We start from the raw sequence: 22,253 nt of genomic DNA on the forward strand, positions 1-22,253 counted from the left end.
GAAGGGATAGCGCATGAGCGATTTTCACGAGGTCCGCTTTCCGCTCGATGTTTCCCTGCATGGCAGTGGAGGACCGGAGAGACGCACTGAAATAGTGACGCTGGGCTCCAACCGGGAGGCCCGAAACGCGCGCTGGGCGCATTCGCGGCGACGCTACGAAGCGGGCTATGGCGTAAAGAGCCTCACACAGCTCGCGCAAGTCATCGAGTTTTTCGAGGAGCGGCGCGGAAGACTCTATGGCTTCCGCTGGCGCGATCGAGTCGATCACGCGTCCTGCACGCCAGGCGCAACGATTTCGCCCACAGATCAGGTCATCGGCGCGGGGGATGGAACGCGCGCAACTTTCCAGCTCGTGAAGAACTATGGCGGCGCCTTTTCCGCCTATACGCGAGCCATCGCAAAGCCGGTCGCCGGGAGTGTGCGCGTCGCAGTCGATGGCGTGGAGAAGACCGCGTTGCAAATGTCGGTCGATACCACGACGGGGCTCGTGACATTTGCGCCGGGACAGATTCCTGCAGCAGGCGCCGTCGTGACTGCGGGATTTCATTTCGACGTGCCGGTTCGTTTCGACACCGACTTTCTCGAAATCGACATGCAGGCATTCGAGGCCGGAGTCATTCCGAAAATCCCGGTCATCGAAATTGCGTTGTGAGGAACCACGATGCTGAATCTTTCTCCTTCCATGCTGGCGAAACTGGAATCTCGCGCGACAAGCTTTTGCAATTGCTGGCGGCTCGCGCGACGGGGCGGCGTTGTAATGGGCTTCACGGATCACGACCGGGATCTTTCCTTCAACGGCGTGACATTTAGCGCCGGCGCCGGGCTATCCGCGTCGCAACTCGAAAGCGGCCTCGGCCTCGCGCCAGGAACAGCGGAGGCGAGCGGCGCGCTGACCGACGACAGTTTGCGTGAGGCCGATCTTCTCAACGGGCTTTACGACGGCGCCTCGGTAGAGACATGGCTTGTCGACTGGAGGAATGTCTCGGACCGTTTGTTGCTCGACGTGTCGACGATCGGAGAAGTGCGGCGCGGGGAATTCGTATTCCATGCGGAGTTGCGCTCTGCCGCCCATATCTTCGAGCAGCAACAGGGCCGCGCTTTTCAGCGCGGGTGCTCCGCGGAGCTCGGCGATGCGCGTTGCGGCGTCAATCTCGCAACGGCGGGTTTGCATACGACGGGAACGGTCGTCTCATTCGCTGGCGGCGTGATGACGCTCGACCTCGCGGCCTCCTTTGTCAGCGGCTTCTTCACTGGCGGCGTTCTGGAATTCACGAACGGCGACAACGCCGGCGTGCGTCTCACAGTGAAATCACACTTGCAGGAAGCATCGCGCGCGAGCATTGCGCTCTGGACTCCTCCTGGGGCTATGGTCATCGCAGGCGACGCGGTTTCGGTGACCGCAGGATGCGACAAGTCTCCATCGACCTGCCAGACGAGGTTCAACAACATCGTCAACTATCGCGGCTTCCCGCATATGCCGGGCAATGATCGCGTTATCGCCTATCCCAGCGCGCTGGCGCCGGCGATGGACGGAGGGAGCTTTTTTCGATGAGCCTCGAACGCGAAGCAATCGTCGCTGCGGCGCGTCGCTGGATCGGGACGCCATACACGCATCAGGCGTCGCTCCTTCACGTCGGCTGCGACTGCCTCGGGCTCGTTCGCGGCGTGTGGCGTGAAGTGATCGGCGACGAGCCCGAACGCGCGCCGCCATACACGCCGGACTGGGCGGAGACGCTCGGCGTCGAGACGCTTCTCGAAGCAGCTCATCGACATTTCGTGGCCGTGCCGCCCAATGCGTATTGCGCCGGCGATGTTCTCGTCTTTCGCTTTCGGGATCATCTGCCGGCAAAGCATCTCGGCATTGCGACCTCCGCGACGCATATGGTGCATGCGCACAGCGGCGCCGGTGTTTCGGAGACGCCGGTCGGAATGCATTGGCGCAAACGCATAACCGCCGCATTCGCTTTTCCCGGCGTCTCCGGCTGACGCACCATCTCACCTTTTCGAGGTATTCATGGCGACGCTCGTTCTACAGACGATCGGCTCCGTGGTCGGCGGCGCCGTGGCCGGGCCGATCGGTTCGACAATCGGACGACTCGTTGGAGCCGCCGGCGGCGCCTTCATCGATCAGGCGCTGCAGCCGCAATCTTCGCCACGCTATTCCATCGGCCCGCGGCTGAAATCCATGGATGGCGTTACATCCATGGAAGGCGGGGGCGTTCCGCGCGTCTACGGCCGCGCGCGCATCGGGGGACAGATGATCTGGGCGACCCGCTTTCTCGAGCGCGTGTCCGTCGCTCCCGGAAACAGTCAGAAAAGCGGCAAGGGAACCGGCGGCGGCGACGCGCCGACCTTCAATTTCACCTATTCCTATTCGGCGAATTTCGCCATCGCCCTCTGCGAAGGGCCGATCGCTTTCGTGCGCCGCATCTGGGCCGATGGCTCGGAACTCGACATGACGACGCTGCCGATCCGCATTTATACGGGAACAGAGAATCAGGGGCCGGATCCGCTGATCGTCGCCAAGGAAGGCGGCGGCAATGCGCCGGCCTATCGCGGCCTCGCCTATATTGTCTTTGACGATCTCCCCCTCGCCGCTTTCGGCAATCGCATTCCGCAATTCACATTCGAGGTGGTGAAGCCTGTCGCGGGGCTCGGCGAAATGATCCGCGGCGTGGATCTCATTCCGGGCGCGACCGAGGCCGGCTATCTGCCGACGCTGAAGCTGAATTTCTATTCGCCTGGAGCGACGGCGGCGGAAAATCGTCATCAGTTGACGGCGGCTACCGACTGGACGGCGTCGATCGACGCATTGCAGGCGCTCTGTCCCAACCTCGAAAGCGTGGCTCTCGTCGTCGCGTGGTTTGGCGACGATCTGCGCGCGGAGCATTGCACGATCACGCCGCGCGTCGATGCGCCGTTCAAGACCATCGGCCAGTTCAATTACATCATCGGCCCCTATTGGCCGCCGGACTGGTCCGTCGCCGGTCAGACGCGAACGACAGCGCAAATCGTTTCCCAGATCGACGGCCGCGCGGCTTACGGCGGCACGCCGAGCGACGCCTCGGTCGTCGCCGCCATTTCCGATCTGAAGGCGCGCGGGCTTTCGGTCGTTTTCTATCCATTCCTGATGATGGATGTGCCGCCGGGCAACACCTTGGCCAATCCTTACACGGGCGGGGATGGGCAGCCGGTGTTTCCCTGGCGCGGACGCATCACCTGCGATCCCGCGCCGGGTCGGCCCGCTTCGCCGGACGCAACGGCGGCTGCGGCTTCGCAGATCAACGCCTTCGTCGCGCGTTACCGGACTTTCATCCTGCACTACGCCAATCTCTGCCAGTCCGCCGGGGGAGTCGACGCCTTTCTCATCGGCTCCGAAATGATCGGCCTCACGCGCGTGCGCTCTGCGCCCGGACAATATCCATTCGTCACGGCGCTCACGGCGTTGGCGGCGGACGTGAAGGAGATCGTCGGCGGCGCGACGAAGGTCTCCTATTCCGCCGACTGGACGGAATATGGCGCGCATGTTCCGACGGCGGGGGAATTGCGCTTTCCGCTCGATCCCTTCTGGGCGTCGAGCGCTGTCGATTTTATCGGCGTCGACGTTTATTGGCCGCTCTCCGACTGGCGTGACGGCGACGCGCATCTCGACGCGCAGGAAACGGCGAGCGTCCATGATCTCGCTTATCTGACGTCACGGGTCGCGTCAGGCGAAGGCTACGACTGGTATTACGCGGACGCCAGCGCGCGCGCCGCGCAAGTCCGCACGCCGATCACGGATGGCCTCGGCAAGCCTTGGGTGCATCGGCAGAAGGACTTTCTCTCCTTCTGGTCGCAACAGCATTACGAGCGAGTCGGCGACGCGGAGCTCGCGGCGCCCACGGCCTGGGTTCCGCAGTCCAAACCGATCTGGATCATGGAGACGGGATGTCCCGCGGTCGATCGCGGAGCCAATGCGCCGAATGTCTTTCCCGACGCGCGCTCGAGCGAGGGAGGACTCCCCTATTTCTCGCGCGACGGTCGCGATGATCTGATGCAGGCGCGCTTTCTCGAAGCGATGATCGCACATTTCGATCCGACTCGTCCCGGCGGCGCGACAGCGAATCCCGCGTCGGCTGTTTACGGCGGTCCGATGGTCGATCCTTCCCGCATTCATGTCTGGTGCTGGGATGCGCGGCCTTTCCCTGCGTTCCCCTCTCAGAGCGCCGTGTGGAGCGATGCGGCGAACTGGGAGACCGGACATTGGCTCAACGGCCGACTGGAGGGCGTTCCGCTCGATCGTCTGGCAGTGGAGTTGGCGAAGGCCGTCGAGGCGCCGGGCCTCGTGGTCGATCGGCCCAATATCGGCGGCTTTCTCGACGGCTATGTTGTGGAGCGGCCAATGTCGCCGCGCGAAGCAATCGATCCGCTTTGCGCGCTTTATGGTTTCGACGCGGTCGTCGGAGGCGGCAAGCTGGATTTCGTCGAGCGCAGGGGACCGGCGACGTCGATTGACGACGATGATCTCGTCGCCGGCAGGGACGCTACGCTCGTCACGCTGACGCGCGCGCAGGAAAGCGAACTGCCGCATGAGATCGCGCTTTCCTATTCGGACTCGGAAAACGACTTCCAGATGGCCCGCGTGCTGTCGCGCCGACTTGAAGGCCTCTCCGCGCGCCAGAGCGAAGCGCAGGCGGCGGTGATGACGCATCGCGCCAACGCGCAAATGCTCGCCAATGTCTGGCTGCAGGATTTGTGGATCGGGCGTGAGACGGCGGAATTCGCGCTGCGGCCGGGACTCGTTGCGCTCCGGCCGAGCGATCTCGTGCGTCTCGGCGCCGCGGGCGGCGGGCGGTTGTTCCAGATCCAGCGGATCACGGACGGCGCTGCGCGGCAGGTGAGCGCGCGCGCCATTGATCCCTCCGTCTATGACGTCCCCGCGCCGCGAATTTCACGCAACGCGACCGCTTCGCCAAAAATTCTGGGGCCGCCGCGCGTCGTTGTGCTCGATCTCGCGATCGAACGCGACCAGCCCGCGCTGTCATATGTCGCTGCTTTCGCCGATCCCTGGCCGGGATCGCTGGCAATCGTGAAATTGACGGGCGGCGACGCCGAAACTGTCGGCGTGATCGGCAAGCGCGGGACGATCGGCGACACGCTCGACACGTTGCGCGCCGGACCTGTGGCGCGCTTCGACAATGGATCGAGCGTGACGGTGAGATTGAGCGGGGGCGAACTCGCTTCGGTCGACGATCTCGCCGCGCTCGCGGGAAAAAGCGCCATGGCGATACAGGGCGGCGACGGCGCGTGGGAGATCTTTTCCTTCGCGCACGCCGAACTTGTCGCGGCCCGCACCTTTCGACTCTCGCGGCTCATTCGCGGGCTGGGAGGCGAGGAACATCTGGCGGCGCGCGATGCGCCGGCGGGGTCGACTGTCGTGCTACTCGACGATGCGCTGGTTCCGCTGGCGCGCAAGGTTTCCGAAATCGGCGCTCCGATTACCTATGCGATCGGTCCCGCCGACCGGAACTACGCCGACCCGCTCTATGTGCGCGCCGCCGTCACGGCGACCAACAAGTCGCTGCGGCCCTATGCGCCGACGCAGGCGCGCGCTCTGCGGACTGGGAATGGAATCGTGATCAGCTTCATCAGGCGATCGCGCGTCGACTCCGACGCATGGGAGACGCTCGACGTCCCGCTGGGCGAAGCAAGCGAAGCCTATGAGGCGGAGATCCCGCTTCCGGTCGGGACACGCAGGCTCGTCGCGACGACGCCGTCGATCCTCTATCCCGCCGCGCAGGAGATCGCCGATTTCGGCGCAGAGCAAAGCGTAATCAGCCTCTCGATTTATCAAATCAGCGCCACGGTCGGACGCGGCTTTCCGCTCACCGTGACGCTCGACGTTCAATAGGGAAACCGATGACGCTCACAAAACATCTAGCGCTGCCGCTCATCGATGCGGCGCAAGCGCAGAAACACGTCACGCACAATGAAGCGCTCGCTTTGCTCGATGCGCTCGCGCATCTTGCCGTCAGCGCGCGCGATGCGACAACGCCGCCGGCGACGCCGGCGGAAGGCGATCGCCTTCTCGTCGGCTCGGCCGCAACCGGCGCCTTCGCCGGCAAGGACTTTCAGGTCGCAACCTTTCTCGCGGGCGGCTGGACCTTTCTTTCGCCGCAGGCCGGTTGGCGCGTCTATGTCGCGGACGAATCCCGCCTGCTCGTCTTTGACGGCGCCGGCTGGATCGACGTCGGATCGACGTTCGACGAATTCCAAAATCTCGCGCGCCTCGGCGTGGGAACGCTCGCCAACGCGGCAAATCCGCTTTCCGCGAAACTCAACGCCGCGCTCTTCACCGCGAAGCCGGTCGCAGAAAGCGGCTCGGGCGATCTGCGCGTCACGCTCAACAAGGAGGGCGCGGCGAATACGGTCTCGCAGCTCTATCAGTCCGGCTACTCCGGACGCGCCGAGACGGGGCTCACAGGCGACGACGATTTTCGCGTGAAAGTTTCTCCCGACGGTTCGACCTGGAAAGATGGAATCGTCGTCGACAGGACAACCGGCGCAGTGTCGTTTCCCAACGGCGGCCCGACGAAAATCGTCGCCTTTACCTCCAGCGGCGTCTACACGCCGACGCCCGGCCTGCGCTTTGCGGACGTGATCCTCTTCGGCGGCGGAGGCGGCGGCGGATCGGGGGCGCGTCAGGCGGCCGGAGCGGCGGCTTCGGGCGGCGGAGGTGGCGGAGGCGGCGGCGTCAACCGCGGGCGCTTCACGGCGGCGCAGATCGGCGCCGGCAAGGTCATCGCCATCGGCGCCGGGGGCGCGCCGGGCTCCGCCCAGACGACAAACTCTACAGCCGGCAACGCAGGCGCCGCCGGGGGCGCCACGGCCTTCGGAACGCTGATCAGGGCTGGAGGAGGCGGCGGCGGCGCCGGGGGCGGACTCGCTGTCGCGTCGGGCGGCGGCGGCGGCGGCGCGGATATCAACGGCGGCGGCGGTTCGGGGCCGACCGCGGGCGCGGGCGCTTACGGCCTCGCCAATGGCGGCGCGGGCGCGCAGGGCGGAAGCTCGCTCGGCGGAGACGTGGGCTCCGGCGGCGGAGGCGGCCCCGCAGCGGGGGCGGCGGGAGCGGCGGGAGGAACGGTTCGCAAGGCGTCGGCGGGAGGCGGCGCGGGCGGCGGCCTTACGGCCGCGAACGCTGTTAGCCCGGGCGGCGTGGGCGGACTCCTCTACGTCAACAACACGGCCCAGCAGGGCGCCGCCGGCGCGGCCGGCGTCAGTGGAGGCGCCGGGCCGTCCTTCGCTGCCGGCGTCGGACCCGTCGACCAGCCGGGCGGCGGCGGCGGCGGCGGCGGCTCGTCGCTCACGGCGGCGGGCAATGGCGGCGCGGGAGGCTTTCCCGGCGGCGGCGGAGGCGGCGGGGGCGCACACCAGAATGGCGGCTCGGGCGGAGCCGGCGGCGCCGGCGGCGCGGGTTACGCCATCATCATCGAATATTTCTGATCGGAGGTCGCCATGCGATTTGCCCTCATTCGCGACGGCGTCGTGGAAAACGTCGTCGAGGCCGAAGAGAACTTCCCGAGCGGACATTCCCCGACCGACGGCGGCGTGATTGCGTTGCCGGCGCAAAACGCCGGGCCGGGGTGGATTTACGACGGCGAGACGTTTTCGCCGCCAGACGTTGTCGCTTCTGCGCCGGAATCGGTGACAATGTTTCAGGCGCGCGAAATCCTGCGGCGCACGCCGGCAAAGAACGGTGGAACGCTGCTCGACGCCGTCAACGCCTACATCGACTCGCAGCGCGCTGAACAGCCGACGCTGGCCCTCGCCTGGGAATATGCGACGCATGTGGAGCGCAATGGCGTTTTCGTCAAAGCGCTCGCCGGCGTCTTCGATTTGAGCGAGGCGGCGCTCGACGAACTCTTCCGCGTCGCCGCGACAATCGACGCCTGAGCCCTCTCTTCACGCCCAACGCAAATCTCGTGCGCCAGCGCGCGCGATTACGTCCGCTTGCCTGAAAGGAAACCCGCAATGAACTGGCCACATGAACGCGTCGTCTCCGAATTGATCGAGTTTTACGGCGATCCCGTGCTGCACAGCTCGATCAATCCCAAATGGGAGCGCGACAACATCGTCGATCTCGTTCCCCCCTACGCCATGCGCTACTCCTGGGGGCCGCCGGTGAGGGCGCTGCGCTTCCACAGGAAATGCCGGGACGCTTTCGGCGAGGCGCTGCTCTCCATCAAAAAACTTTACGGAACGCAAAAGGACATCGAGGCGCACCGTATGCATCTGACGGGCGGCTCGCTGATGGTGCGACTGAAGCGCGGATCGAGCCATTCATGGTCGATCCACAGCTGGGGGGCCGCGCTCGACATCGATCCGCAACACAATCCTTTCCCTGCGAAATGGCGCCCCGGCTTCATTCCGATCGAAGCGGCGCAAGCCTTCCAGAAATGCGGGCTGATCTGGCGCGGCGCGAACGGCGACAACGACCCGATGCATTTCCAGGCGGCCGAGCACAGCTATCGCCACTGAGGCGACGACCTTCCGGCGACAACGACAAGGAGAAAATCAATGTCCGCCCTCGATAATCTGACGGCAGCTTTCAATGATGTGAGATCCGCCGTTGCGCTCGGCGTCGAAAGAATTCGCCAGCTTGCGCAGGATCTCGCCATCGCGCGCGCGAGCGCAGCCGACGCCGCCGTGATCGACCAGATCGCCGCCGAACTCCATGCGACCGCCGACCAGCTGCGCATCGCGCTGGCGACGGTCGATCACGCGCAGCCTCACGCCTGACCCGCGACCCTCACACGAAACGGAGAATGCAATGATCGGTTATCGCACCTATATCGCCGCCGCGCTGGTCGCCATTTTCGGGGCGCTCGCCTCGACCGACTGGATTTCCTTCATGGATGACCCCAAGGCCGGCGCCGTCGCTCTCGGCTCTGCGGTTCTGATGGCCGTAATGCGCAGTTTCACCACAACCCCGCCCGGCTGGAGACTGTGACGCTTCTGCTGATGAGCAGCCAAGGTTGCGGGAATTGCGCGCTACGCCGAAGGTCGCCATGATGCTCTGCGATGAATGCAGCCTATTCACGCGCCCGAGGGCGTCGGGGCGGGCGCAGGCCAACACTCTCATTCACCGCGCGTTCATTGCGCGCGGTGAAGTATCGGGTCAATGATGAAGGAAACGCCGGCCGCCTTGACAAGGTTCCGTTACGCCTGCTTTGCAACCGTGAGCGCGGCTGCGCTTGCCTGCGCGCGCGCAGAAGAGGCCGCGGAGCGCGCGCCCGATCGGCCGCAGTGCTTCTCCACCACCCAGACCCGCGAGAAGATCGAGAAGCACAAGCTGACCGACCCGTTCACCTGCATGCGCGCCGAAGCTGCAAAGCTGAACGGCGAGCCGATCGGCGCGAGGTTGTGTCGTCTCGCGGAAATCTTCATCTACGAGATCAGCGTTCTGCAGCCGGACGGCCGCGTCGTGAAAATTCATGTCGACGCGACGACCGGCCAGCCGCATTCTGGCCGCAAGGAAAACTGACTCCGTAGGGCTGCTCTATCGGGAGGGGAAAAGTTGCGACTGCTCGTCGTAGAGGACGACAAGGATTTGAATCGCCAGATCGTGCAGGCGCTGGAACAATCCGGCTACGCCGTCGACCGCGCCTTCGACGGCGAGGAAGGGCAGTATCTGGGCGACAACGAGCCCTATGACGCAGTGGTGCTGGACATCGGCCTACCCAAGAAGGATGGCATCACTGTGCTGGAAGAATGGCGCGCAGCCGGCCGCGACATGCCTGTCCTCATTTTGACCGCGCGCGACCGCTGGAGCGAGAAGGTGCAGGGTTTCGACGCCGGCGCGGACGACTATGTCGCCAAGCCCTTCCACATGGAGGAAGTTCTGGCGCGAATACGCGCCCTGCTGCGCCGCAGAACCGGCCATGCGACGAATGAACTCGTTTGCGGCGCGGTGCGGCTCGACACCAAGTCCGGCCGCGTCGTCGTCGACGGCGCGCCGGTGAAGCTCACCTCGCATGAATATCGGCTGCTCGCCTATCTGATGCATCACAGCGGCCGCGTCGTGTCGCGCGGCGAGATCATCGAGCATCTTTACGACCAGGATTTCGACCGCGATTCGAACACGGTGGAAGTCTTCGTCGGCCGTCTGCGCAAGAAGCTCGGGGTCGATCTCATCCAGACCGTGCGCGGCCTCGGCTATATGGCCGCGCCGCCGACGGAGGTCGCCGGCGGGAAACGGTAAAAGCGCATGCGCCTCCCGGGACTCTCGGCAAATTCGATCGCCACCCGCCTGTTTCTGACGGCGGCTGCGCTGAGTTCCGCCGTGCTGCTCCTCGCAAGCATTTTCTTCACGGCCTATTACCGTAAGGAGGCGGAGGAGGTCTTCGAGCGGCGGCTCGACGTCTATCTGCGCGCCATCGTCGCCGACGTCTCGCAATCGGGCGAGGAGGGCCGCACCGGGCCGGGACAGCTTGGCGACCCTCAATTCGAACTTCCCGGATCGGGCTGGTATTGGCAGATCACGCGCATGGACGATGAGACGCGCGACATCAAGGCGTCGCGCTCCCTTTTCGCCGGACGCTTGCCGAAGCTCTCCGAACTCGGCGTCCCGGCGGAAGTCGGCGGCTTTCGTCGCGGCTTCGCTCAGGGCCCGGACGGACATCGGTTGCGCATTGTCGAGCGCGTGATCGACGTCGGCGACACAGGCATCTATCTCGTGCAGGTTGCGGGCAGCGCCGATGAAATGGAAGAGCAGATTACGCGTTTTCGGTTCGAGCTGATGGTCGCTTTTGCCGCACTCGCGATAGCGCTGGCGATCGTGGCCGCGTTTCAGGTGCGTTTCGGCCTTCGGCCATTGCGAATGTTGAGACACGAACTCGTCGCCATCCGTCGCGGCGAACGTGAACGCATCTCGGGCGACTATCCAAGCGAAGTGGCTCCTCTCGCGGGTGAGCTGAACCTGCTCATCAGCGCCAATCGTGACATTCTGGAGCGCGCCCGCACGCAGGTCGGCAACCTCGCCCATGCGCTGAAAACGCCGCTCAGCGTCATGGTCAATGAAGCGGACGCCGTCCCCTCCCCTCTCGCGGACAAGGTAAGCGAGCAGGCTCGGATCATGCGCGACCAGATTTCATTCTATCTCGACCGCGCAAGGGCGGCGGCGCGCGGCGGGGCGCTCGGCGCGGCGACGCAGGTCGAGCCATGCGTCGAGGCGCTCCTGCGCACCTTCACGAAAATCTACAGCGACAAAGGTGTGAGATTCTCCGGCGGGTCGGGAAAGGATCTGCGCTTTCTCGGCGAGCGGCAGGATCTGGAGGAGATGATCGGCAATCTCCTCGACAATGCCGGAAAATGGGCGAAATCCGAGGTCAATATCGCAGTCGATAGCGAACAGGACCCGGCCGGACGGACGATTCTTCGCGTCACGATCGACGATGATGGCCCCGGCCTCGCGCCGGAGCTTCGCGCGCAGGCGACGGAGCGCGGTCGCCGACTCGATGAAACCAAGCCGGGGTCTGGGCTTGGCCTCTCCATCGTCGTCGATCTCGCGGCGGCCTACGGCGGATCGCTGGCGCTCGAGGACAGTCCTGGCGGGGGACTGCGCGCGCAGTTGCGCCTGCCGGGGTTTTGACAGCCACGCTTCGATCCTGCATGAGGGGAGAATTGCGGCCGGAATCAACAAGCGGAGATACCGACGATGCGCGCGAAAGCCGCCATGGCGATTGGCCTCCTGTGCGCGACGCTTGGCGTTGGCGCCTGCAGTTCCACAACCGAGCCTTCTGCAGCGGCGGCGGTCCCCGTCGTCTCCGCTCCGCCGCCGCCGGCGCCGGGCGTGGTTGGCGTATCGATCGGCCAGTCGCTCGACGAGAAGGACCGCGCCGCAGCCATCGCCGCGCAGCAGGAGGCGGTGGCCTCCGGCGCGCGCAAGAGCTGGCGCGGCGAACATGGCGCCTATGGCTTCATTTTGCCGGGGCCGGAAAGCGGTTCCTGCCGCGACTATACCCACAAGATCTTCATCAACGGCCGCCCTCAGGAAGCAAAGGGTCAAGCGTGCCGCCAGAGTGGAGAATGGCGCGTAACGAGCTGAGCTGACCCTTTTGGAAGGCGAGCCTCGCCTGATGAAGCTCCTTCTCGCTATCCTTGTCACGACGCTGATCGTGATCGCGGCTTTCTTCATTCTGTTTTCGCCGGGGGAAGAATCCCGCAGGATCGTCGAAGCGGAAATGGCGGGGGCCAGATTCGTCTATGCGCGAGCCTATGCGCGCGATGAAACGACCGGCGCCGGCGGATTGGCGGATCGCCTCGCCTTTGTCGCATCTTTCCCGGCGTTTACGCCGCTGACGGCGAAACAGCGCGCCGCCGGCGCGCCGGCCGTGATGCTCACCGTGACGCCGAAGGACGACAGTCTCGATCCCGCGGAGCGGCCCGGAAAGCTTTACGCCCGCTTCCTCACCGCCGATGCGCTGGCGGGTCCTGGCGGCCTGGTGAAGCGCCATTTCGAGCAGGGCTCGCCCTACGATTTCGAGGAGCTGTATATTGCGCCGCCGGACGGACGCATCTTTTTCGCGCGCTGTCCCAAGGCGCATTCAGGCGCTGCGTCGGAAGCCTGCCTGTCCGTGTTTCGCGACGGCGCCTTCGATGTCGAATTGCGCTTTCCGCCCGTCTTCCTCGAAAATTGGGACGCGCTTTACGACGGCGCGCGCGGGCTCCTGACGCGAATGACGAAAGCGGCCGCGCGCAAGAAGCGCTAACGGCGTCTCACTCTTCCTCGAGATCGAAATCGAGAATGGCGATCTGCAGCGTGAAGCTGGACAATTTCGCGTCATCGGCCGAGATGACGCCGAGAAATTCACCGTCCGTATTCAGTTCGACCGAATCTGTTTTGCGGCCGCGGGCGACGATGGACAGGCGGTCGTTTTCAAAGAGCTTGCGCAGATAGGACTGCAGCACTTCGCGGCCCACGGGGATTTTCATCTCGAAAGCGAAGGAGCGATCACCGTCCTCGTCGTCGACGGAAATCGACGCGATCTTGCGCTCGCCCAGATGCACCGCAGCATTGTCCGGATTCTTCGGGTCCGCAGTGACGCGAACATCATCGTTGCCGAAGGATCGGCGCAGGAACGCTTGCAGTTTTCGCAATTCGCTCTTGTCCAACCCCGCCTCCAAACCTTCAGTTATTACAGACCTGTGACACGAACGGACGCGTCGGGCAAGTGCGTTGCCGGCCTGTCCGCGATCTACCCAAACAAAATCGCCCGGCGAAGATTCGCCGGGCGATATTCGTGGCCTCTAGCGAGCGATTATTCGCCGGCTTCTTTAAGGCGCTTGTTGCAGCTGCTCCAGAATTTCGGCCATGTCAGCTTTTTGTCGGCCTTCAGCAGTTCCTTCTTTTGCGCCTTCCATTCGGCGGCGCATTTCTTCTGACGGCTCTGCGTGGCGGCCTTCGTGTCTTTCGCGGCAGGCTTCGCTTCAGCAGCCGGGGCGGCCTCGGGTTTGGCTTCGGCCGGAGCGGCCTCGGCGGCCGGCGGCGGCGTCAGCGGAGCAGGAGCCTCGGCGGCCGGGGCCGGCGCGGGGGCGGCGGCTTCGGCGGGCTTCGCCTCGGCCGGCTTCGCTTCGGCAGCGGGAGCGGCTTCCTTGGCCTGCTCGGACAGCTTCGTGCGGCATTCCTTCAGGAAGTCCTGCCAGCTTCTGCCGGCGAGTTCGTTCGCCGCCTTCGCCGCCTGATATTGAGATCCGCATTCCTTGAGCACATTGGCCTGCGCAAAAGCCTCACCGGAAACGGCGACGCCAAGGCCCGCGGCGACAATGCCGACCGCAGCGCGAGAAACAGCGTGACGGATCACCATATAAATTCTCCCCTGATAAAGCCGCCTGGAGATTCGCGAGCGACTTGAGACGGCGCACTGAAGCACACGGCGCGCCAGCTGTCTGCGGCGATGTGTCGGCGGCGGCTTGACGATAGTCCCAACATAGTTGTGAACGCAATCTGAACGCGCAATAAAGGTGGGAAAACGTGGCGTCATGCCGCATCATTCAGGGAGAAACCCGCCTTTGCCGAACGCGCGCGCGCAGCCCGCAAGCTGGGGGGACGCCGTATTGTCGCATGCGGATGGACTCGCGCGCTGCCCATGGGTGGGCGTCGATCCGCTTTATGTCGCCTATCACGACGAAGAATGGGGGCGTCCGGAGCGCGACAGCCGGGCGCTCTTTGAAAAGCTGGTTCTGGATGGATTTCAGGCCGGGCTCTCGTGGATCACTATCCTGCGCAAGCGCGAGGCGTTCCGCGCCGCTTTCGAGGGGTTCGATCCCGCCGCAGTCGCCCGTTTCGATGACAAACGCGTGCATGATCTGATGCTGAATGACGGGATTGTGCGCAACCGAGCCAAGATTGAAGGCGCCGTGCTCTCGGCGCGGGCCTGGCTCGCGATTGAAGCCGCTCAGGGCTTTTCCTCATATATCTGGGACTTCGTAGACGGATCGCCGATCGTCAATTATCCTAAACGAATCAGCGATGTGCCGACACAAACCCCGCTCTCGCAGCGCCTCTCGAAAGACCTGAAGGCGCGAGGCTTCAAATTCTGCGGACCGACGATTGTCTACGCATTCATGCAGGCCGTTGGCATGGTGAATGACCATCTCGTCGATTGCCATGTTCGCGCCGAAAGCCCCCGCGCCCGGAAGAGGCGCGCCTGAGCCATGCGCGATCCCGCATCCAGAAAGCGGCCCGCCGGCAAGGACGCCGCGCCGCGCGCCTGGCAGAGAATGCTCTCGGGCCGTCGGCTGGACCTTCTCGATCCATCCCCGCTCGATGTAGAGATCGAGGACATCGCCCATGGGCTTTCCCGCGTCGCGCGCTGGAACGGCCAGACCCTCGGCACGCATATTTTCTCCGTGGCCCAGCACAGCCTGCTCGTGGAAAAAATCGCCGGCGAGCTGGACCCTGCGATCGGCCGGGCCGAGCGGCTCTTCATGTTGCTGCATGACGCGCCCGAATATGTGATCGGCGATATGATTTCCCCCTTCAAGGCGGTGATCGGCGACGCTTACAAATCGGTCGAGAATCGCATTCTCGGCGCGATTCTGCTGCGCTTTTCCCTACCCGCGACGCCATCGCCGGCGGCGCTGAAACTTTCCAAGCAGGCCGACCGCGCCGCCGCTTTTTTCGAGGCCGTCAATCTTGCCGGCTTTACACGCGGCGAAGCCGAGCGCATCTTCGGCCGCCCGGCGATCTCGCCGCAGGCTTTTACGGACGACATCGCGCCCGCCGCCATCGAGGCGACGCAAGCGCGTTTTCTTGCTCGCTTTCACGCGATCGACCAGGGGTGAGAAGAAGGCCGTGAGGGTTTCGATGACGAACGGGCGCCTCTACGTCTGTTCCATGACCAAAGTGGTGGACACCGTGCGCGCGAGCGGCGCCCGCTCGCTCGTCACGATCCTCACCGCCGGAGCGTCGCTGGTGCGGCCCTGCGAGATCGCACGTGAGCGCCATCTGCGCATCGCGGTCTCCGATATCGACACGCCGCGCGACGGGCATGTTCTCGCGGGCGAGGAGCACATCGACCGGCTGCTCGCCTTCATGGAGGAATGGGACCGCGCCGCGCCGCTGGTCATTCATTGTTATGCGGGCGTCAGTCGCTCGCCGGCCGCGGCCTATATCGCGGCCTGCGCCCTTGCCCCGCATCGATGCGAATTCGACCTTGCGCGCGAACTTCGTGACGCCTCGCCGACCGCGACGCCGAACCGGCGGCTCGTGGCGCTCGCCGACCGGCGGATGGGGCGGGAAGGACGAATGGTCGCGGCCATTTCCGCGATCGGCCGCGGCGCAGACTGCTATGAGGGAGCGCCCTTCGCGCTCGAACTCGCCTGAGCGAGGCGATCGTGACGCCGGCGGCGCGCATTCTGTCGCCGCCGGTCGAAATCGGGCTGACGGCCGCGATCGTCGCGGTGCGTGACGACGAGCCCCTCATCCTGACCACCCGAACCGAAGGCGCCGACGCCGTGGCCTCCCTTCCCTCGGGCCCGTTCGATCCGATTCGTCATCGCACCTTCGAGATCGGACTGCGCGAATGGGTGGCGGAGCAGACCGGCGCGCCGCTGGGCTATGTCGAGCAGCTCTACACCTTCGGCGACCGGGGACGGCACGCCCGCGCCGGCGACCGCGACCCGCATGTCGTGTCGGTCGGCTATCTCGCCCTCACCCGCATCGGCGACGAGACGCAGCGGCCCGCAGAGGGCGCCTGGCGCAGCTGGCACGATTTCTTCCCATGGGAGGACTGGCGAAAGGGCCGACCAGAGATCATCGAGACGACGATAGCGCCGGGCTTGCGCGGCTGGGTCGAGGAGGCGCCGAATGCGGTCTCCTCCGCAGGACTATCGCGCCGGCAGCGGGTCGACCTCCTTTTTGGCGCGCAGGGACGCGGTTTCAACGAGGAGAACGTGCTGGAGCGGTACGAGCTTCTCTATGAAGCCGGCCTTCTGGAAGAGGCCTTGCGCGACGGCCGCGAGGCGGCTGCGAGGCGCGGAAAGCTCGCTCCTCTCGGGGTCCCGATGCGCCACGACCACCGCCGCATACTCGCAACCGCCATGGGCCGTTTGCGCGCCAAAATGAAGTATCGGCCGGTGATCTTCGAACTGATGCCGCCCGCGTTCACATTGACTGAACTGCAACGAACAGTTGAAGCGATCGCCGGCCGCCATCTTCACAAGCAAAACTTCCGTAGACTGGTGGAAACCTCGGCGATCGTCGAGCCCACCGGAGAGATGCTGCTGAAAACCGGCGGCCGGCCAGCCGCCCTATTCCATTTTCGCCGCAATGTTCTGCAAGAACGTCCTTCACCGGGACTACGCGTCGGGATAAGGAGCTGATTTTGCTCTTTAAGATATTGTTCACCCTGAGATGGTGAACATCGCCTGAAGCTTTGGTCCGTAAGCGTAGAGGTGAGTCTTGGGCTATCTGTCGCCGCCGCCGTCGCCGGCGCCCGTGGTCGTCTACAAGGACGTCGGGGGGCTCGTTACCGATTACGAAGCCCAAACGGAACAGTATCGTCGTGAGAACCGCGAAGTCCGGCTGCATGAATGTCGCTCGGCCTGCACGCTGGCGCTGAGCCTGCCAAACGTCTGCGTCTATCCCGACGCCAAGATCAAGTTTCATCAAGCCTACAACGCGATCACCAAGGAGGTCGACCTCGGCGTCTCGTCGAAGCTCTTCGCCTCCTATCCTTCGGCGGTGCAGGCGCGACTGGGCTATCTGACCCGAGAATATCGCATCCTTTCGGGGACCGAACTGATCGCGCTCGGGATGCGCAACTGCAACGGCGACAATCCGGTGCTCATCGCAAACCGCAAGCCGAAGGCTGAGCCCGCGATGGCGATCGCGAATGCGCGCCCGAACGCGAATCCGAATCCCTGGGGCGACATCGCTCACAAGGTGCAGACCGCCGTCGCAAGCGCCCTGTCCTCCGGCGCCGGAGAGACGCCGCGCGGCTCGGTTCGGGTCGCGGTCGCCGACCGCCAGCGCCTTCCGGAGACATCGCGTCTCTCGACGGACGCCACCGCCCGCTTCGAGGGCTCGCCGAGCGTCGCCCGAGAAATCTCCGACGGCGTGGACGTGCCATTGCCGCCGAGGCGGCCGCCATCTACCGCTTTCACGACGATGGACGCGCAACTCCCGCCCCGGCTCCAGCTCATCAAGGGCGCCCAGCCGATCCTCGCCACGAGCCGATTCGTTCGCTCGGTGGCGACCCGTTGAGCGGTCGGGCTCGGGCAATATTTCGCCACGATGTTACCTTAACCCTCCTCGCGAGTGGGGACTCAGGCGGCTTTCGGCCGCAAAGGCGTCAGCGACGGCGAAACGCATCGCGAGCGCATGCTCATCCCCACACACAGAAAAACGGCTTACGCCCGAAGCGATAGGCCGCCAGCGACTTCCGGCGTGGCGACGGATCGCGGGGCAAGGGACGGATCAAAGGCTTGAGCCGAGGGTCTTCGGACGCGGCTCGAGCGAGATGGGGAAGCAATCCTTTTGACGACGCCGCGCCGCAAGCATCATCGCAGACGATCCCTGGCATTGGGCGCAATCGCCGCCTGCATTGCGGCATTCACGCCGAGTCTTACGGAAACCGCCATCGCCAACGGCGACACCCGCACAATCTACCTCCACCACGCCCATACCGGCGAAGACATTGCGGCGACCTATCTGGTCAATGGTCAGTATGACAGCAATGTACTGCGGCAGCTGAACTGGTTCCTGCGCGACTGGCGCCGCGACGAACCGACGAACATGGACCCCCGCCTTTTCGACGTCGTCTGGGAGGCCTATCGCACCGCCGGCGCGGGTAATCAGGTCATCAACGTCGTCTCCGCCTATCGCTCCCCGGAAACCAACGCCATGCTCCGCTCCCGCTCCCGCGCGGTGGCGAAATATTCCCAGCACATGCTCGGCAAGGCGATGGACACCACCATGCCCGGCATGCCCATGTCCCATATCCGGGAGATCGGCATGCGCATGCAGCGCGGGGGCGTCGGCTATTATCCGACCGCCGGAACGCCTTTTGTTCATCTCGACGTCGGCAATGTGCGCTCCTGGCCGCGCATGACCTATGACCAGCTCGTCCGCCTCTTCCCCGATGGCAAGACCGTGCATCTGCCGACCAATGGCCAGCCGCTTGCGCGCTATGAGGAGGCCCGCGCCGAGATCGAGGCCCGCGGCAACGGCGCCTATGTGACCGCGCCGCGGCGTACGGTCGGCGGCTTCTTCGCGATGCTTTTCGGCGTCGGAGGCGGCGAGGAGGACGACAGCGAAGTTGCGGCCCCGCCGCCCAGCACGCGCAAGCAATGGGCCTCTCTCGCTCCGCGCAACGGTCGCGGCGCGAAAATGGCGGAGACGGATGAAGAGGGCGGCGGCGCCCCCGCCGCCGAGGCGGCGACCGACCGCCGCGGACGCGGCCAGCAACTCGCGCGGGCGGAGGAAAATCTTCCGCGAGGCGAGACCGCGATGTCCTCTCCCGGCGTGACGGCGATGGCGACGCCGGCCGCGGAACAGGCGCAGGAGCCGCAAGAAAAAGAAAGGCCGGCGCCGACTGTTCGGGTTCCGCTGCCGCCGCCGGGACGTCCGGCCTCCCTCGCCAGCAAGCCGACGCCGCTCGAGCCGGAAGACAGGGCCACCGCCGTCGCGGCGCTCGAGATGGGCGCCCAGCCCGATCTGCGCAACTCGTTGGAACAGCAGGAAGCCGAAAGCGTCGAGGCTGGATCGACCCGCGTATATGCAAAAGTCCCGCTGCCGCCGCATCGCCCATCGATGCTGGTCGCCGCCGTGACCGCGGCGCCGCTTCCGCCGGCGAGGCCGTCCGCTTTGCAGAAGTCCGCCTCAGGCCGCGGCGCCGACGCAAACGCCGCTCACGCGATTGCGAATCTGGTCGACGAGGGAAAGGGCGCAGGCTCATCCGCAAAACGGACGGACGATGAGCCGCTCGCCTATGTCGCCCCCGCGTCGGAGAAGAATCAGGACGCGGAAGCGGCAAAAACGCAAAAGCCGGTCGCCGCAAAGACCGAACAACGCACAGTGGCGCGCCGCTCCGATTTCGTTCCTGCGCGGCTGGATCGCTCCAACTTCAACACTTTGACTGGCGCGACGCCCACGAGCCGGGCGTCCGCACGCTCGGTGACAGGCGCGCCGATCGGGGCCGTCCGCGCCGCTGCGCGCGCAGCAGAGCCAAGCGTGCTCGCGCCGCCGCAAAGGCCGTCGCACATCGTCGGCTTCGCTTCGCCGGACGCTACGCCGCCGACCGACAAATTCGCGCCCGGCGCGCAGCGCGGCCGGTAACGATCCGAAATCCTGCTGATTTATTGCACCGCCCGACGCCGATCGACGCTCTCGAAAATCCGCGAGCGCTACGGTCCGGCGACGCGCGACGTCAAGCCTTGCGTAATAGTCGGTTTCAGAGCCTTGCGCTGAAGGTGACCTGCCCCTGAGAAACTCGACCAGATGCGATTAGAGTCCGGCCATATCGGGACGGACGAGATGAAGAAGAAGCGGTTCACGGAAGAGCAGATCATCGGGATTTTGCGGGAGCACGAGGCGGGCGCGAAGGCGGCGGATCTGGCTCGCAAATATGCTGTGTCGGAGACGACGCTTTACAACTGGAAGGCCAAATATGGCGGCATGGACGTCTCCGAGGCCAAGCGGTTGAAAGCGCTCGAAGAAGAGAATGCGCGGCTGAAGAAGCTTCTGGCCGATCAGATGCTGGAAGCCGCGGCGCTGAAGGAGCTTTTGTCAAAAAAATGGTAGGGCCCGCCGCCAAGCGCGCAGCCGTTGTGCATCTGCGAGCCGCCATGGCTCTGTCGGAGCGTCGGGCCTGCCAGATTGTCGCCGTCGATCGCGCGACCGTCCGCTACATCTCGAAGCGGCCGACCGACAAGCCGTTACGGGAGCGGCTGCGGGAACTCGCCAACGAGCGCCGGCGCTTCGGCTATCGGCGGCTGTTCGTGCTGCTGCGGCAGGAGGGCGAGACGTCGGGCAAGAACCGCATCTACCGGCTCTATCGCGAGGAAGGGCTGACGGTGAGAAAGCGGCGCGCCCGCCGAAGGGCTGTCGGCGCGCGGGCGCCCATTCCTGTCGAGGCGCGGCCGAATGCGCGTTGGTCTTTGGACTTCGTGCATGACCAGTTCGCCTGCGGACGCCGGTTCCGCATCCTGAACATCGTCGACGACGTGACGCGTGAATGCCTCGCGGCGATCCCCGACACATCCATCTCGGGCCAACGCGTGGCGCGGGAACTGTCGGCGCTGATCGCATGGCGCGGCAGGCCCGGCATGATCGTTTCGGACAACGGCACGGAGTTCACCTCGAACGCCGTGCTGTCGTGGTCGAGCGAGAACAGGATCGAGTGGCGCTATATCGCGCCGGGCAAGCCGATGCAGAACGGCTTCTGCGAGAGCTTCAACGGGCGCATGCGCGACGAACTGCTGAACGAGACGCTGTTCTTCGGGCTCGACCATGCCCGGGAGAAGATCAGCGCCTGGGCCCAGGACTACAATCACCGCCGCCCGCATTCGGCCCTCGGCTATGCGACGCCCGCCGCCTTCGCGGCCAATCTCACCGCAACAGGCGATCGGCTGCGCAACCCGGACCAACTCCGCCGATCGCCTGTTGCTCCATTCGCGCCCTCGGGCGTATCAACCGGAAGGACTCAACCCGCCGCTGGATGAAAGTTCAGGGGCAGGTCAAAGGGATGGTGGGGGAAGTAGGACTCGAACCTACGAAGGCTTAGCCAGCGGATTTACAGTCCTGCATCATAATTTCATAATTCATTGTATTAAAACGATTTATGTTGGCTCGACTGCGTTCAATGTTGCATTTTTGTTGCGTCCAGTTTTGCTAACCGAGAAGTCTCCTCTCCGCATCTGCCAGCTCTGCCGCATCGTCCCCCCGGGGGAATAGATGTCCATATCTGTCGGCAGTGATCGTGATTGAACTATGACCCATCAGGACCTGAACCGCTTTAAGCGGCATCTCACGCCCGCCGTCCCGAGTCCTGTTGATGAGCCAGCTTGCAAAGAAATGTCTCAGCGAATGGAGGCCATACTTGGGAGCGCCATTGCCATTTACAATGCCAGCGGTCTTCAAAGCGGGGTTGACGATGCGGTGCACGATATTGGAATGGTGTTGGACAAGACCGGATGGAGACGGAAATACCAGCGCCCCCGCGCTTATGGGGCAAACCAACTTCCATTCTTTTAAACGCTTCAATACTCCTGGGGGTACCGGTATCTTTCGATTGCCGGCTTTAGATTTCGGCGGTCCAATTTTGCAGTACCTATCTGCACGTTGACGGATATGAATCTCGCCAAACTTCAAATCAATGTCGGACCACCGCAAACCGCGAAGCTCAGAGGCCCTTAGACCGCAGAAGATCGCGACCAGCAGGATTGGCTCTTGATCGGACGGAATAACTTCAAGCAAGCGCTTTATTTCGTCGCGGCTTGGGATATCGCGACCAATCTCAAGCTTATCTCTTCCACTCTCCCCCCCCTGCCCTTCTCGCACGCGCAAGCTCGCGAACCGGATTTGCGCCAGCAATTTTTCCGGTTTCCTTCGCGTGGGTGATGAGTGAACCCAGAGAAGTTAAAATTTTGCGGATAAGTGCGGGAGATCTAGGGCGTCCCAGCGGGCCAAGCGTAGCGTCGCCAGACCTCAGAACCTCTCGGAAATCAACGACCATTGGCGTCGTAAGTTTAGAGAGCTTCACGCAACCAAT

24 protein-coding genes are annotated in these 22,253 nt (G+C 64.5%); 21 read left to right on the top strand and 3 right to left on the bottom strand.

Annotated features, from left to right (window positions below; translation table 11 throughout):
- Positions 1 to 13: 13 nt before the first annotated feature.
- From MET49242_RS10275 to MET49242_RS10340, 14 genes are all read left to right on the top strand, one after another.
- Positions 14 to 652, top strand: a complete 639-nt coding sequence (locus MET49242_RS10275; RefSeq protein WP_036282772.1) for a DUF2460 domain-containing protein — start codon at positions 14 to 16, stop codon at positions 650 to 652.
- 9 nt (positions 653 to 661) lie between these two features.
- Positions 662 to 1,552, top strand: a complete 891-nt coding sequence (locus MET49242_RS10280; RefSeq protein ID WP_036282773.1) for a DUF2163 domain-containing protein — start codon at positions 662 to 664, stop codon at positions 1,550 to 1,552.
- On the top strand, positions 1,549 to 1,986 hold the full coding sequence (locus tag MET49242_RS10285) for an NlpC/P60 family protein (protein WP_036282774.1): 438 nt from the start codon (positions 1,549 to 1,551) through the stop codon (positions 1,984 to 1,986). The genes MET49242_RS10280 and MET49242_RS10285 overlap by 4 nt, the downstream gene beginning before the upstream one ends.
- Positions 1,987 to 2,014: 28 nt before the next feature.
- Complete coding sequence (locus MET49242_RS10290) at positions 2,015 to 5,890, top strand: glycoside hydrolase/phage tail family protein (protein ID WP_036282775.1); 3,876 nt, start codon at positions 2,015 to 2,017, stop codon at positions 5,888 to 5,890.
- An 8-nt stretch (positions 5,891 to 5,898) separates the two neighbouring features.
- Positions 5,899 to 7,482: a DUF2793 domain-containing protein gene (locus MET49242_RS26440; RefSeq protein WP_036282777.1), complete on the top strand. Its 1,584-nt coding sequence runs from the start codon at positions 5,899 to 5,901 to the stop codon at positions 7,480 to 7,482.
- A gap of 12 nt (positions 7,483 to 7,494) precedes the next feature.
- Entirely contained in the window at positions 7,495 to 7,932 is a 438-nt protein-coding gene (locus MET49242_RS23315) for a hypothetical protein (RefSeq protein WP_051134116.1), read from the top strand.
- A gap of 78 nt (positions 7,933 to 8,010) precedes the next feature.
- Positions 8,011 to 8,517, top strand: a complete 507-nt coding sequence (locus MET49242_RS10305; protein WP_036282778.1) for a M15 family metallopeptidase — start codon at positions 8,011 to 8,013, stop codon at positions 8,515 to 8,517.
- 39 nt (positions 8,518 to 8,556) lie between these two features.
- Positions 8,557 to 8,778, top strand: a complete 222-nt coding sequence (locus MET49242_RS10310) for a hypothetical protein (RefSeq protein WP_036282780.1) — start codon at positions 8,557 to 8,559, stop codon at positions 8,776 to 8,778.
- A gap of 31 nt (positions 8,779 to 8,809) precedes the next feature.
- On the top strand, positions 8,810 to 8,989 hold the full coding sequence (locus tag MET49242_RS10315; protein WP_036282781.1) for a hypothetical protein: 180 nt from the start codon (positions 8,810 to 8,812) through the stop codon (positions 8,987 to 8,989).
- A 171-nt stretch (positions 8,990 to 9,160) separates the two neighbouring features.
- Entirely contained in the window at positions 9,161 to 9,523 is a 363-nt protein-coding gene (locus MET49242_RS10320) for a PepSY domain-containing protein (protein ID WP_144259563.1), read from the top strand.
- Between the two features lie 33 nt (positions 9,524 to 9,556).
- Positions 9,557 to 10,240 (top strand): response regulator transcription factor, encoded by a 684-nt coding sequence (locus tag MET49242_RS10325; protein WP_036282782.1) that lies wholly within the window; start codon positions 9,557 to 9,559, stop codon positions 10,238 to 10,240.
- Positions 10,241 to 10,246: 6 nt separating this feature from the next.
- Positions 10,247 to 11,629 carry a sensor histidine kinase gene (locus MET49242_RS10330; RefSeq protein WP_036282784.1) on the top strand — a complete coding sequence of 461 codons (1,383 nt, stop codon included), beginning with the start codon at positions 10,247 to 10,249 and terminating at the stop codon, positions 11,627 to 11,629.
- A 66-nt stretch (positions 11,630 to 11,695) separates the two neighbouring features.
- Positions 11,696 to 12,085: a hypothetical protein gene (locus MET49242_RS10335; protein WP_244430783.1), complete on the top strand. Its 390-nt coding sequence runs from the start codon at positions 11,696 to 11,698 to the stop codon at positions 12,083 to 12,085.
- 31 nt (positions 12,086 to 12,116) lie between these two features.
- On the top strand, positions 12,117 to 12,749 hold the full coding sequence (locus MET49242_RS10340) for a hypothetical protein (RefSeq protein ID WP_051134117.1): 633 nt from the start codon (positions 12,117 to 12,119) through the stop codon (positions 12,747 to 12,749).
- Positions 12,750 to 12,756: 7 nt separating this feature from the next.
- Here the strand turns inward: MET49242_RS10340 and MET49242_RS10345 are convergent, their stop codons facing one another.
- Positions 12,757 to 13,152, bottom strand: a complete 396-nt coding sequence (locus MET49242_RS10345; protein WP_036287652.1) for a DUF3126 family protein — start codon at positions 13,150 to 13,152, stop codon at positions 12,757 to 12,759.
- A gap of 146 nt (positions 13,153 to 13,298) precedes the next feature.
- Positions 13,299 to 13,844: a hypothetical protein gene (locus MET49242_RS10350; protein ID WP_036282787.1), complete on the bottom strand. Its 546-nt coding sequence runs from the start codon at positions 13,842 to 13,844 to the stop codon at positions 13,299 to 13,301.
- A gap of 205 nt (positions 13,845 to 14,049) precedes the next feature.
- On the opposite strand from MET49242_RS10350, the gene MET49242_RS10355 reads away from it, so the two are divergent.
- The 7 genes from MET49242_RS10355 (at position 14,050) to MET49242_RS10390 (ending at position 21,204) form a co-directional block, all read left to right on the top strand.
- Positions 14,050 to 14,691, top strand: a complete 642-nt coding sequence (locus tag MET49242_RS10355; protein ID WP_051134118.1) for a DNA-3-methyladenine glycosylase I — start codon at positions 14,050 to 14,052, stop codon at positions 14,689 to 14,691.
- Positions 14,692 to 14,694: 3 nt separating this feature from the next.
- The gene (locus MET49242_RS10360; RefSeq protein ID WP_036282788.1) at positions 14,695 to 15,324 is read left to right on the top strand and encodes an HD family hydrolase; all 630 of its coding nucleotides are present in this window, start codon (positions 14,695 to 14,697) and stop codon (positions 15,322 to 15,324) included.
- 22 nt (positions 15,325 to 15,346) lie between these two features.
- Entirely contained in the window at positions 15,347 to 15,865 is a 519-nt protein-coding gene (locus MET49242_RS10365) for a tyrosine phosphatase family protein (RefSeq protein ID WP_036282789.1), read from the top strand.
- A gap of 11 nt (positions 15,866 to 15,876) precedes the next feature.
- Positions 15,877 to 16,863: an NAD regulator gene (locus MET49242_RS10370; RefSeq protein WP_244430784.1), complete on the top strand. Its 987-nt coding sequence runs from the start codon at positions 15,877 to 15,879 to the stop codon at positions 16,861 to 16,863.
- Between the two features lie 79 nt (positions 16,864 to 16,942).
- A complete protein-coding gene (locus tag MET49242_RS10375) occupies positions 16,943 to 17,746 on the top strand; it encodes a hypothetical protein (protein WP_036282791.1) in 804 nt (267 codons plus the stop codon).
- A gap of 318 nt (positions 17,747 to 18,064) precedes the next feature.
- Positions 18,065 to 19,819: a DUF882 domain-containing protein gene (locus MET49242_RS23320; protein ID WP_244430785.1), complete on the top strand. Its 1,755-nt coding sequence runs from the start codon at positions 18,065 to 18,067 to the stop codon at positions 19,817 to 19,819.
- A 198-nt stretch (positions 19,820 to 20,017) separates the two neighbouring features.
- A protein-coding gene (locus tag MET49242_RS10390) for an IS3 family transposase (protein WP_371212522.1) occupies positions 20,018 to 21,204 on the top strand; the annotation gives its coding sequence in 2 pieces (ribosomal slippage) (positions 20,018 to 20,270 and positions 20,270 to 21,204; 1,188 coding nt in all).
- Positions 21,205 to 21,373: 169 nt separating this feature from the next.
- Here the strand turns inward: MET49242_RS10390 and MET49242_RS24190 are convergent.
- Complete coding sequence (locus MET49242_RS24190) at positions 21,374 to 22,075, bottom strand: site-specific integrase (RefSeq protein WP_084678999.1); 702 nt, start codon at positions 22,073 to 22,075, stop codon at positions 21,374 to 21,376.
- Positions 22,076 to 22,253 lie beyond the last annotated feature (178 nt).

Source organism: Methylocystis sp. ATCC 49242, from assembly GCF_000188155.2.
Lineage (GTDB): Bacteria > Pseudomonadota > Alphaproteobacteria > Rhizobiales > Beijerinckiaceae > Methylocystis.